Origin of the sequence: Zobellia uliginosa, from assembly GCF_018860745.1 — a bacterium.
In the GTDB taxonomy this organism is placed as follows: Bacteria; Bacteroidota; Bacteroidia; order Flavobacteriales; family Flavobacteriaceae; genus Zobellia; species Zobellia uliginosa_B.
Map to the genome: position 1 here is coordinate 19,008 of NZ_JAHKPY010000014.1, position 13,076 is coordinate 32,083.

Below are 13,076 nucleotides of genomic sequence, written 5' to 3' on the forward strand. Positions count from 1 at the left end.
TCTAAATAGACAGCGATTTATTTACAAGTTGATTTTCCTGATTTTGACCATATTTACTTTCATATCCGTATTTGTAATCTTTTTTAAGGGCATCATTAAAAATGATGTAACTTTTTTTCTTGCTGTTCCTAGGAATTAAATTATCTAAATCTTCCAAAAACTGTATCTTAGAAATATTACGCCTTACAACAAATAGATTAATGTCTATAGAGTCTAAAAGCAATAAAAAATCAGATACAAGTCCCACCGCTGGAGTATCAATGATTACGTAATCATAAGTACCCTTTAAATTGTTAATTAAACTAGTCATTCGACTGCTTGACAGTAATTCATGTACATTACCATCAAAAACCGCAGTAGGAATAAACTTTAAATTTCCAACCTTATCATGTGAATAGGTTATGTCGCTAATATTGCTTATCTCTCCATTTAAATAATTTGAAAGTTCCTTACCTTCTAATTTTTGCATCTTATCTACAAGACTTGGATTTCTTAAATCTGCATCGACAATAATGATTTTTTTACCCGATTCCGCAAGTGTAATAGCTAAATTAATGGCACTATAAGTCTTGCCTTCCTCTGGAAGAATAGACGTTATTCCAATGACTCCTCTTCCTTCGGAATTAACTAGCTTTAAATTTGCGGATAAATCCCGAAATGATTCTTTTAATTTCCAAAGACCTACATCAGAATTATTGTCTTTTCGATTATTACTTAGGTTATTCAGTGTAAGCCTAACTTTAGGATCATCTTGATTTTCTGAATAATTTACTATACTAGCTATGACAGGGATGTCACTATTTGCAATTATTTGTTGAACATTTTCAATAAGGTCCGATGAAGTAAAAAATGCGACCCAAGCCATCGGAAGAATAATACCTAAAGTAACCGCTAAACCTAAATACAATTTTTTAACAGGGAATATAGGCCCATTGCCCACCATTCTAGCTTCGTCCAAAACTCTAGTATCCGAAGTACTTTCTGCTCTAGCTATTCCCGTTTTAGCTAGTTCTTGACTCAAATATTTATAAAGATTTTCATATAAGTTACTTTGACGTTCTATATTTAGCAACTGAATCTCTCTTGTAGGTAATGAACCTATTTCTTCATCAATACTAGATAATTGGGAGGTGATACCACCCAGTGCCGCCTGTGATGACCTAATAGCACTTTTTAAATTACTCAATAATATTTCCGTAGATTCTTGAATTTGACCATTTAGAATAGTCATTTCTTGATTATTACTAGTAACGAAGAATTTCTTTTTTGAGCGCTCTGAATAGAGATCTTTCAGCTCCAAGATATTCTGATTTATAGATTGGTCTTCAATACCAATACCAGAAGGCATGACAAAATCGTCACTGTTCCTATTATTCTTTACGCTTCTTATAATGGAGTTATAATAATTGATGTTCATTTTAATCTTCGCTGCTTCTACCTGCAAATTATTAGTCTGATCTAGTGCATTTGAAGCTGTTGCGCCCAAATTAACAGCTTTCTCATTTCTTTTAAAAGCTTCTAAATCAACTTCAAACTTACTTAACGAATCAGAGATAACATTTAACTGATTTCTAATGAATGCCTCTTTACCTGCTGCTATTTCATTTCGAGAAGAAAGCTCATTTTGTACATAGTTTTCAGTCAATTTCTTAAGAAAGTTAACCTCTTTACTTACAATAGGTCCCGTAGATACTATTTTAAAAATACTTGCTTGCAAATCTATATTATCAGCTTCAACTTTCCCCATGTAACCTTTCACAACACTTTCAATATTGCTAACTACAAAACTTAGGTCATCACCATCAAAATCATCTATATTAACATTATATTCAGGTTTATTTAGCGTAAATGTAAAATACTCATGTTCAACCTTATCACCAAACTTGTGTTGTTCTGTAAAATCAAAACTTCGATCAACCTGCCTGACCGAACCACTTAAAGGGTTGAAAACTGTAAATTGGTCATTGGTCTCTAATGTTAGTCTATAACTATCTTCTGACAAAAGCTCTATCTCAAAAGGTACTCCGTATAATTGTGGTCTAGAGCGATCTAAAACAACTTCGAAAGGAAAATAGCCATATCTCTCCTCTGATGAGAACAAACTTTCTTTGTAGTAAGACACGTCAAAATTTAAATCTTCTACGGTTTGTTTAATAAGACTAAACGACTTTATAATACCTATTTCATTATATAGGTTTTTTTCCATTTCAATTAAGCTTACTCCTCCTTCTACATATTCACTATCTCCAAGAATCCGATTTTTGCCTTTAGAATCTATTAAAATAGAGGTAGAAATTTCATAAATAGGAGTAGACAAAGCAATATAAACTAATGCTAACATTACGAAGAAACCAATGCTTGCTAGAAAGAGTATTTTGTTCTCATATATCTTTCTGAAAAATAATTTTAAGTTAACCTCTTGCTGAGCGTTAACTTGATTATTTCTAATCTCTTTCATTTTTTATAATTATGATTTTTATCAAGGCGAAACTCAGAGTAATAAGTTCCAAACTAGAAAAATTTTTATTTTTTACTTTTTAATACTTTAATTAGAATTAAAACTCAGCACCAAAATTGTAGTAGAAATAGCTGATAAAACGAGACTAAAAACACCTAGATTCTTTTGAAAAAGATTTTCTTTAGACGTTTCAACATACAACACGTCGTTTGGATGCAAGAAATAATATGGTGAGCTTATAATGTCAGGACTAGTAAGATCTAAATCTACTACAATTGACTTATCTCCTTTCTGGCGAATTAGCTTTACATTTTTTCTTTTCCCAGAAATATTTAAATCACCAGCTGCACTTAATGCTTCAAAAATAGTAGCTTGAGTATTATAGATATAATTAGTCCCAGGATTTCTTACATCTCCTAAAACGGAAACTTTAAAACTAGTGAGCTTAACCGACACGATAGCATTCAACAAATATTTATCGATTTCCGTTTGTAATAAATTTCTAATTTCTTCCACTTTTAAATCACGAACCTCAAGCTCACCAACTATTGCTAAATTTATTACCCCCTCTTTATTGACAGTATATCCATTCAAAAAGAGTGATGCTGGATTCGCTTGTAAATTTCTGTTTTCCACTGTACTGATATTAAAAAAAGCAGCTTGGTCTGGATCCCGACTCTGTACCTTTATATCCAAAACATCGTTTGGTTGCACAGTATATTCCGTAGGACGTAAACGCAAAGTCATTTCCTCACTTGTACTTTGAAGATAATTAACACCTCTTCTAGTGTAACAAGATGTCAACGATAAAGTAACCAACACAATAATTATGCATTGTGCCGAAAGTGTATGAAACAGTTGTTTAAAGAAAGTAAGCGTTGGTTTTTTCATGCCTGGTTTAGTTGTCATGTATTAATATTTACTTTAGTCTATTTCTTTGATTTTTAAGGATATAGAACATATGTTTAGAATGATGATATTGTTCTATACTAGTAAGACTATGTTTAAAATGCCTTTTTATGATGGCTTCCAAATAGTGTTAAAAAAATTATTTTCACATCCAACCACGGGCTCCAATTCTCTATGTACCATAAATCGTGATTTACACGTTGGTTTTTCTGCTCATCGGTTACTGTTGGTCCACGCCATCCATTTACTTGCGCCCAACCTGTAATACCGGGTTTAATATAGCTCCGTACCATATAGTGATCTACGCTTTTTCTAAAGTCGTTCTGCAAATTGATTCTATGAGGTCTTGGCCCAATTACGCTCATGTCACCTTTCAGTACATTATAAAATTGTGGTAATTCATCCAAATCCCCTTTTCTCAAGAACTTACCAATACGGGTAATTCGTGGATCGTTAACTATCGTTGATTGAGTACCACTGTTCGGGTCTTTTGAAACGGACATAGTCCTAAACTTATAACACTTGAACGTTTTACCTGCTTCACCCTTTCTATGCGGCGTATAAAATACAGGCCCTTTGGAATCTATTTTTATTATGATGGCTATAATCAAGAACAGGGGCGCCAAAAGTAATAGCACAACGGCAGCAAAACAAAAATCGAACAAACGCTTCAAGATTGTTGTACTGAAATGATCTAGAGGTGATTCTCTAAGTTTAAACACGGCAAGATCACCCATGGTAACAGCCTTATAATTTTTAGATTTAAGAAGGGGGTTTTTAGGAATTAACTTTACCCGCACTCCAAAACTATCAGCTATCTTAATAGTTTCCATAATTTTCTCGTGCTTCATGCCTGCCATAGCTATGAAAATATCATCAATACGATTATTGGCCAAGGCTTCTGATAAATCGTCAATACCTCCAAAAATACCAAAGTCCATTACGTTCTTTGGTTTCTCGTCTTTATTCTCCAAATACCCCATTATGTTATAACCATACTGGGTCATTGCATTTGTAAAACTTTTAATATTACTTTCATCATAGCTAGAGCCAATAAGTAAAGTGTCCGAGAAAAGATGTGCTGCTCTCTTCTTCAAATATCTCAATAAATACTTGTGGCTTATTAAATTAAGATATGAGAATATGAAAATAGGAATTATGAAAGTCGAACGCTCAAAATATCTGATTTTCAATAAAATAACCGCACTCATCACAAAACCCACGAAGAAAAATAACGATGTTACTATACTCTTAAAATAACCAAAATCAGGGTTAAAATAAAACTCGCTATTTCGGATATACATGATAATTACCAACCAGGTAACGTTATAAATAACTATCAATCTAACCATGTTAAAAAGAATAGCTGAATCACTGAACGCAAAATCGGGTAGCTTGAACATGAAACATATAGTTAATACTACATTTAGCAAGACAAACTCAAACGCTAGTAAATTTATAAGTATAAACCTATTTTTTGAATTCATGGAGGATATTTAGTCGGTTTTAATGTTAATGAAATCAATTTTAGAACTGCATCTTTACCGAACAGCCCCCAAATATATGAATGAAATAATTAAGATTTGACGAATATCATCTCTTCCCAGACAATTGACCAAAATATTAGTCAATCGGCATATTATTGAGCAAAATTTTATAAGATGCTTAGTTCTTTTTAAATATGTATAACAAAAATCGCTCTCATTCAGTAAGTACGTATAAATAGGCATATTTTATTTTGAGGCGGAAACAAGATAACGTATTTTTTTTCGTTTAACCACTATTATTCAGACAATTACAGTCTTTAAAATACAAAAAGTATAGACTGGTGTGAAATGATGCTGTTAGCCCAAAGATATTTCAACAAAACTCTTATTCGTCAACAAACCAAAAAGTTAAGAGTAAGCACTAGAGCATACCTTGGTTTATTATTATAACATAATGCTCTTTCTGTGTTCGCCAAACTACTTTAAGATTTTTTATCCTTTACTTCACCCTCTTATCCTCCATTATACCCTAGCACACGAACATATCTAAATCCGTAGATGCAAAATCATTAATACCTACTATTAAAAGCAAATTAAAAAGCACTTAATACGGTATATTTTTTCGGTTTACATAAAAAATCGAATTTTATCATTCAACAAAAATATACTGTGTAATTTTAGAGGGATAAATGTATACCTAAATCCATCAAGCCTATGAGTTCTGAAAGTACTTTTGACATATCTTCTTTAGGGACGAACACCTTTACTTCCCCAATAAATCTCAGCAAGACCAGTGGGGATAAAATTTTCAACTTTGTAGAGGAACATAATAGAATTTTGGCTGATGTATCCGTACAAAATTTTAATACTTGTTTAGAGAATATGACGGCCCCTGAATGTTTGGAAAAAGCAGGCCCAAGGGAAAAACTCTTTTTTGACCCAAAAAAAACCACCGCCGCTATCGTTAGTTGTGGTGGTCTGTGCCCAGGAATAAACAATGTCATAAGAGGTCTTGTAATGGCATTGCATTACTTCTATGGGGTAAAACGAATTATTGGGGTTCAATATGGTTATGAAGGACTTATACCTGAAAACGGACATGAGTTTATTGACCTTGTTCCTGATAAAGTAAAAGACATACATGAATTTGGAGGCACCATTCTTGGTTCTTCTAGAGGAGCCCAATCCGTTGAAAAAATGGTAGATTCTCTTGAAAAAAATAATATAAACCTGTTATTCACCATCGGCGGAGATGGCACCCTAAAAGGAGCTAATGCCATTGGTGAAGAAATAGAAAAAAGAGGATTGGATATTTCAATAATCGGAATTCCAAAAACAATTGACAATGACATTGATTTAATTGACAAATCATTTGGTTTTGAAACGTCTTTTGATGTTGCTAGTCCTATTATCAGGGATGCTCACAATGAAGCAACAGGAGCTTTCAATGGAATATCCATTGTGAAATTAATGGGAAGAGATAGCGGATTTATTGCCGCATCTACGGCCATTGCCATGCCTGTTGTGAATTTTGTACTGGTACCTGAGATGGACTTTCAATTGGAGGGTGAAAATGGTTTTCTAGAAGCTTTGAAAAAAAGGCTTATCGAAAAGCGGCATGCCGTAATAGTAGTGGCCGAAGGGGCTGGTCAACATCTTTTTGGAAAAGACAGCGATACTTATACTGATGCATCCGGTAACATTATTCACCAAGACATTGGTCTTTTGTTGAAACACAGGATCAAAGCTTATTTTGATGCTCAGGATACCAAATGTACCATAAAATACATAGATCCTAGCTATATCATTCGTAGTGCCCCAGCAAATGCGAACGACAGTCTTTTTTGTAATAGATTAGCGTACCATGCGGTTCACGGAGCCATGGCAGGAAAAACCAAATTTGTTGTCGGCAGATTGAATAACAAATTTGTTTACCTCCCAATTTCCAAGGTGGTTAATAAGCGAAAAAAAATAAATATGGAAGGTGAATTCTGGTTTGGAGTTTTACAAAGCACCGGACAACCTTTTACTATGTAAAAAAAATAAATATTATAAAAAGGGGAAGCTAATTGCTTCCCCTTTCTTGTTACATTTAATTGATTACTACTTATCCTGTAAGTATAGCTCTTTGTAATATTGTTTAGCCATACGAGCACTGGTAAAGGTAGGCACCATATCATCAATAGCCTTAAAAGTAATTTTTTTCCATTCTTTAGGCTTATCATAGAAAGTTGGTAACACCTTTTCCATCAAAATATCATAGAGGTTATTAGAATCTATATAATCCTGTTGATGAGTTGGCAATCGATAATCAACCTGAGGCAAAACGAAACAGTTCTTCTCGTTTTTCGCAAATTCAGGTATCCATCCGTCATCTGTAGAAAGATTTATAGATCCGTTAAAAGCAGCACTCATTCCACTAGTTCCAGAAGCTTCCCTAGTAATTCTTGGTGTATTCAACCAAACATCAGAACCTTTTTTCAACTTACTGGAAAGACTGATTTCATATCCTGTTAATACCGCTAAATTAGACCTGTATTTACTATAGCCCACTAATCTATTAAAAACGCCCATAGCGTAACTATCTGTTGGATATGGTTTTCCGGCCCATATAATTTGCACAGGATACTTGGCATTATTTAAAAGTTCTTCAAACCGATTGAGATCCCGTAATAACAAATCCGCCCTCTTATATTCCGCAAACCTTCTTGCCCAGACAATAGTTAACACCTCTGGATCAAAAATCTTTCCGGTTTGCTGAAGAACTTCCTCAAAAAGAACATTCTTCAGTTCTTTCTTTCTCTCATCAAAAGCTTTGGTATCCTTATTATCCCATGCTTTCTTTATCTCACTATCCTGCCAAAAAAGCAAGTTTTGAGCGTTGGTAATAGGCGTAATTTTGGCTGTTCCTGAAAAATCTTTCCACATGTCTGCAGCCACTACGGCATGCAGTTTAGAAACTGCATTAGCTTTATCTGCAAAACGCAATGCCGCCACGGTATAATTTACATTATCACCATTGGTCATTTTTTGGCGCACTTCTTCGTCTGAAAATCGATTTCCAAAGAAACCTAAATTATTTAAATAATATGCGTTGCGTTCTGTATTACCAGCTCTCTCTGGAGTATGGGTCGTAAAAGCCATTTGCACCTTTTTACCTTGGTTCTGCAAGTGGTAGAAAGCAGGCAGCCCGTGACCTTCATTAAGATGATAGACATCCGCACCACCTAACGCTTCTATAATTTTGGCTCCTCCAATACCAAGTACAATACTTTGTGCAACACGAGTCTCTTGATTGGAATCATATAAATTATTGCAAATACTACGAGAAAGAAAGTCATTGCCTTCAACATCCGTAGTTAAGAAATAAATAGGTACTGTGCCAAAAACTTCCGGCTTAAGAACCATTGCACGCACCTTAACCTGATAATTATTATTGACTCTGACCTCTACTTCAAGTCCCGAATCTTCTAAGAAACTATAATTTTTTTCTACAAAATCTACACGTAAGGTTTGATCTCTATTTCTATTCTGATCATAATACCCATATTTCCACAACATACCTACACCTATCATATTCTGCTTTAATTCAAATGCAGATCTCATATGTGATCCAGCTAAAAAGCCAAGACCGCCAGAATAGGTTTTTAAACCCTGGTGCACGGCAAATTCCATACTAAAATAGGCTGTTCTCCTATCAAACTGTTTGGCTACTTTATAAGGATGGTTCCATGTAGCAAGCTTATTATTTATGTTATTATCAAGAGTTGTTTCCATAACTATAAAATTGAATTTAGTTGATGTACTTATTGAAATAAAACTATAGAAAAGGTCTTGGCTTTTTAGATAAAAAGCCAAGACCAGTTCATTCATTTAAAATACTATACTAACTATAGTATAAATAGGTTTTACACGTGATGATCCATTATTTGGTGTGCATCAATTAACGGCCCACCATTAATAACCTCGTCAGAAGCTTGGTTAATGAATTTATCAAAGTTTAAGTGGAACGAATGTGCCAATTGAATAGCCTTACTGATATAAGCCCCTTTCTGAAGCCAAGTGTTCATAGGATCTAACAACTCCGTTGGTACATTATGGCAATATTTAGGCATATGTAAGCCAAAAATAGGATGTTGCTCATAATCCACTTTTTCCAATTCTCCTTCTAAAATTGAAGAAATCATTGCACGTGTATATTTCAATTTTATTCTAGACCCTACACCGTAAGGACCACCGCTCCAACCGGTGTTCAATAACCATACATTAACATTAGCTTCGGTCATTTTCTTACTTAGCATTTCAGCATATTTTGTTGGGTGCAATGGCATAAAAGGTTCTCCAAAACAAGCAGAGAATGAAGGAACAGGCTCGTTAATACCAGCTTCCGTACCCGCAACTTTTGCTGTGTAACCAGAGATAAAGTGATATGCAGCTTGTCCCGGAGTAAGTTTTGATACTGGAGGTAACACGCCAAAAGCATCACAGGTCAAAAAGAAAATATTCTTTGGATTCTTTCCATAAGAAGGTACTTGAATATTATCTATATGATTTATAGGATAACTTACTCTTGTATTTTGAGTTATTGAACTATCTGAAAAATCAACTTCTTTAGTTCCTTCTTTAAAAACTACATTTTCTAACAAAGCACCTGGGCGTATTGCTCGGAAAATATCCGGTTCTTTTTCTTCCGTTAAATCAATTACTTTGGCATAACATCCACCCTCAAAATTGAATACGATGTTATCTGCTGTCCAACCGTGTTCATCATCACCAATTAGTTTTCTATTAGGATCTGCGGATAAGGTAGTTTTTCCTGTTCCAGAAAGACCAAAGAATATAGCCGTATCTCCATACTCACCATAATTGGCAGAACAGTGCATTGGCAAAACATTTCTTTCAATTGGCAGAATTAGGTTTAAGGCAGAAAAAATACCTTTTTTCATTTCTCCTGTATAAGCAGAACCCGCAACCAAAGCAACTTTTCTTGTAAAATCTAAAATTGAAAAATTACCAGCTCTAATGCCAAAGGCTTCCGGGTCTTTTGCCACATAACCGGGAGCACAAAGAACTACCCATTCTTCTTCAAAATTTTCAATTTCTTCATCCCTTAATTGAATGAACATGTTTTTGATAAAATAATTAGACCATGGGTATTCCGTAATAGTTCGAACATTCATTCTATATTCCGGTGCAGCACCTACATAAGCATCACGTACATAGACCTCTTTGTTTGACAAATACCCAACAACCTCATCATAGAGCTTATTGAAGTTTGTAGAATCTATTGGCTTATTTATACGACCCCACCACACTTTATCTGCAGTGTAATCATCTTTTACAATAAAACGGTCTTTAGGAGATCGGCCTGTAAATTTACCAGTGTTTACACACAGTGTTCCGTTCTCTGTTTCTTTACCCATACCTTTCTCAACAGTTAGCTTTTGAAGCGTTTCTCCGTCAAGGTTCCAGTTGGCTTTTACGTTTTGCAAACCGTACTTTTCAAGATTTGCATTTTTGGGTGTTCTAGATAATGTTTCCATACTTCTATATTTTTAGTGGTTTATATTAAAAGGGCCATATTACTGGCACCAAAAGCAACGTTGCTGCAAAGAGCAACAGCAAAAGTGGCCCGCCCACTTTTACGTAATCTATAAATTGATATCCTCCTGCTCCCATAACCATTGCATTTGTTGTGGTTCCCACAGGAGTTAAAAAAGCTGTAGATGCACTAATTGCTACAGCAATCATAAATGGTTTAGGAGAAACTCCTAGAGAAAGGGCGGCCATAAGTGCAATAGGCGCCATTAATACTGCCGTGGCAGAATTGTTGATAGTCTGGCTAAAAGCGGTCGTTACTAAAAAGATACCTCCCAACAATACTACTGGGTGTATATTCCCCAAATAACTGACTAACCCGTTAGAAACCATTTCGGCAGCACCCGTTTTTTGAAGTGCAATACCCATAGGAATCATTGCGGCTATCATGACAACACTTGTCCAGCTTATTCCTTTATAGGCCTTTGATATTGGCACGCAACCCGTAATCATAACTATACCTGCACATATTAAAGCGGCAATGGCACTTGGTATGATCTTTAAGACCAATAGTAAAATCATTAAAACCAAAGTTCCCAATGCGATGTACGACTTTGGCGTTAAGACATCTACGTCCTTCGCCATTGCTTCCGGGCTACCTGATACTACCAGGTTTTCATACACATTGTTCAGTGCTTCAATATTTTTCCAAGATCCCCTAACTACAAATGCATCTCCAGCTTTTATGGTTACATTCTTGTCGCCAATTGGTTTTCCTTCGCGTGAAGCTCCCAATAACTGAATACTCCACTTGTTTAAATATTTACCCATTGGCAGGGTTTTTCCAACGAAAAAGGATGTGGGTGTTACTATCATTTCCACCATACCCACTTCTTGGTTGATCAACTCTTTTTTTAATTCGGATGATTTAAACTCTTTTGGAATAAGACCCAATTTAAAATCCATGATGATCCTGTCTACATCCTTGGCCGTGCCTTTTACGGTTATAATATCATGGTAACGCATTTGCGTATCCGGTTCAGGAAATTCAACATAAGGTGGTGTGCCCTTTAATACGTTTGGATGCCTACGACGTAAGCGCATTACAGATACATTGTACTTCTTCTCAAAATCCCAACTACCAATCTCAGTATTAATTAATTCAGACATTGATCTAATACGTAAGCGGTACATATTATCCCCAACACTGTAATTGGTAATCCATTTGTGTACCTCGGAATCAATATTTACGGGTCTATCTTCCGTCTCATGGTTTGGCAAGAGTTTGTATCCTATAAATCTGAAATAGAGTATTACTATCAACAATAATGGAATACCTACCAAAGCAAACTCAAAAAATGAAAAGGAGGGTATTCCGTTTTCGGTTAAAACATTACTTACGATAATGTTTGGCGGTGTTCCCGTTAAGGTCAACAATCCTCCTGTATTAGACCCAAAAGCAACCGGCATCAATAATTTTGATGGTAATGTGCCTGCACGCCATGCGGCGGAAACCGTTACCGGCAATAATGCTGCAACCGTACCTGTATTACTTACAAAACCAGAAAGAACACCTGAACCTAAAGTAACCAGCACCAAAAGCTTTGATTTACTTTTACCGGCCCATTCTACAAACTTTTTACCGGCAAGTGCTGTCCATCCTGTTCTGGCAAGGCCCTCCCCGATAATAAAAAGTGCAGCGATCATTATTACCGTAGGGTTGCTAAAACCGCTAAGACTTTCTTCCATATTTAGTATACCCACTAGGTACAAGGCCAACATGGACATCAGTGCTACTACATCAGGAGGAAACTTTCCCCAGATAAAAAAAGCAATAGTTATGGCTAGAATAACAAATAGAAGCGTCATATAATCTTTATTTGTTATTGCTAATCGATTGCCAATACTGGTATCTGAGAATGCAACGTTAACATTTCTGTGAGTGCTCCTTTTGAAGGCTCGCTTTTAGTTGCATGGTTTCTTGGCAGAATGGCTATCATATCCAATTCCTTTTTAGAAGCATATTCAAGAACGCCTTCTACCACATCCGAGTTTGCAATAAATACATGCTCTGAATAGAAATCCTCAAGATAATACTCCAATGAGCTTTCATTTTTCTCTTCGGTTGAAGAGTATCCGTAGACCCCTTCACTATTCTCAATAGTAATTACATATACCTTGGCATTAAATCTTCTAACTACCTTAAGTAAGGTATCGAGCACACTTTTATCTTCTATCTCTTCCTTTCCTAAAACCAAACCAATATTCTTAATCTCTATTTTATCGGTAACAAATGGAACAACCAAAACCGGACAATCAATTTCTAAAACTAATTTTGAAGTATTTGTTGGTGAAGAATCTTCATTATCAAATGCGCCAAATGTTCCCATTATAATAAGGTCTACTTGCTCATCTTTCTGAATTTTCATTAATGACTCGGTCAACGTGCCTTTTATTGCAATCCATTCAATTTTATTTTTTAGAATACTAGCATATTCTTCTTCAACGCCTTTAAAAGCTTCTTCAAGCGTATCCATCTCTTGGTTCACGGAGACATACCCTAAAATAATTTTAAGGTCTCTGTCTTGTCCTACATAATTTACAGCATAGTCTAATGCTTTTTTAGCTGTTTTGGAAAAATTATAAGGAATCAGAATTGTGGGATTTTTTTTCATCTTGCGTGT

At 35.2% G+C, this 13,076-nt stretch carries 8 protein-coding genes; 1 reads left to right on the forward strand and 7 read right to left on the reverse strand.

Annotated elements, in window-relative coordinates; genetic code table 11:
• Position 1 precedes the first annotated feature (1 nt).
• The 3 genes from KO521_RS15070 to KO521_RS15080 all read right to left on the reverse strand — a co-directional run bounded on the left by KO521_RS15070 (position 2) and on the right by KO521_RS15080 (position 4,854).
• Positions 2-2,458 carry a GumC family protein gene (locus tag KO521_RS15070; protein WP_215940742.1) on the reverse strand — a complete coding sequence of 819 codons (2,457 nt, stop codon included), beginning with the start codon at positions 2,456-2,458 and terminating at the stop codon, positions 2-4.
• Between the two features lie 87 nt (positions 2,459-2,545).
• Entirely contained in the window at positions 2,546-3,367 is an 822-nt protein-coding gene (locus tag KO521_RS15075) for a polysaccharide biosynthesis/export family protein (RefSeq protein ID WP_215940743.1), read from the reverse strand.
• Positions 3,368-3,462: 95 nt separating this feature from the next.
• Positions 3,463-4,854, reverse strand: a complete 1,392-nt coding sequence (locus tag KO521_RS15080; RefSeq protein WP_289846469.1) for an exopolysaccharide biosynthesis polyprenyl glycosylphosphotransferase — start codon at positions 4,852-4,854, stop codon at positions 3,463-3,465.
• Between the two features lie 714 nt (positions 4,855-5,568).
• Here KO521_RS15080 and KO521_RS15085 point away from each other — a divergent pair.
• The gene (locus KO521_RS15085) at positions 5,569-6,891 is read left to right on the forward strand and encodes an ATP-dependent 6-phosphofructokinase (RefSeq protein ID WP_215940745.1); all 1,323 of its coding nucleotides are present in this window, start codon (positions 5,569-5,571) and stop codon (positions 6,889-6,891) included.
• Between the two features lie 66 nt (positions 6,892-6,957).
• Here the strand turns inward: KO521_RS15085 and glgP are convergent, their stop codons facing one another.
• From glgP to KO521_RS15105, 4 genes are all read right to left on the reverse strand, one after another.
• A complete protein-coding gene (glgP, locus tag KO521_RS15090) occupies positions 6,958-8,631 on the reverse strand; it encodes an alpha-glucan family phosphorylase (protein WP_215940746.1) in 1,674 nt (557 codons plus the stop codon).
• 131 nt (positions 8,632-8,762) lie between these two features.
• Positions 8,763-10,397, reverse strand: coding sequence for a phosphoenolpyruvate carboxykinase (ATP) (gene pckA, locus KO521_RS15095; RefSeq protein WP_215940747.1), 1,635 nt, complete (start codon positions 10,395-10,397; stop codon positions 8,763-8,765).
• A 25-nt stretch (positions 10,398-10,422) separates the two neighbouring features.
• Positions 10,423-12,261 carry an SLC13 family permease gene (locus KO521_RS15100; protein ID WP_215940748.1) on the reverse strand — a complete coding sequence of 613 codons (1,839 nt, stop codon included), beginning with the start codon at positions 12,259-12,261 and terminating at the stop codon, positions 10,423-10,425.
• A gap of 20 nt (positions 12,262-12,281) precedes the next feature.
• Positions 12,282-13,067, reverse strand: a complete 786-nt coding sequence (locus KO521_RS15105; protein WP_215940749.1) for a universal stress protein — start codon at positions 13,065-13,067, stop codon at positions 12,282-12,284.
• Positions 13,068-13,076: the final 9 nt, after the last annotated feature.

What these genes read in the sequence shown, in the direction of transcription:
- KO521_RS15105 (WP_215940749.1), bottom strand. Translation starts at nt 13,067, where the DNA reads ATGAAAAAAAATCCCACAATTCTGATTCCTTATAATTTTTCCAAAACA.
- KO521_RS15075 (WP_215940743.1), bottom strand. Translation starts at nt 3,367, where the DNA reads ATGACAACTAAACCAGGCATGAAAAAACCAACGCTTACTTTCTTTAAA.
- KO521_RS15070 (WP_215940742.1), bottom strand. Translation starts at nt 2,458, where the DNA reads ATGAAAGAGATTAGAAATAATCAAGTTAACGCTCAGCAAGAGGTTAAC.
- KO521_RS15085 (WP_215940745.1), top strand. Translation starts at nt 5,569, where the DNA reads ATGAGTTCTGAAAGTACTTTTGACATATCTTCTTTAGGGACGAACACC.
- glgP (WP_215940746.1), bottom strand. Translation starts at nt 8,631, where the DNA reads ATGGAAACAACTCTTGATAATAACATAAATAATAAGCTTGCTACATGG.
- KO521_RS15080 (WP_289846469.1), bottom strand. Translation starts at nt 4,854, where the DNA reads ATGAATTCAAAAAATAGGTTTATACTTATAAATTTACTAGCGTTTGAG.
- pckA (WP_215940747.1), bottom strand. Translation starts at nt 10,397, where the DNA reads ATGGAAACATTATCTAGAACACCCAAAAATGCAAATCTTGAAAAGTAC.
- KO521_RS15100 (WP_215940748.1), bottom strand. Translation starts at nt 12,261, where the DNA reads ATGACGCTTCTATTTGTTATTCTAGCCATAACTATTGCTTTTTTTATC.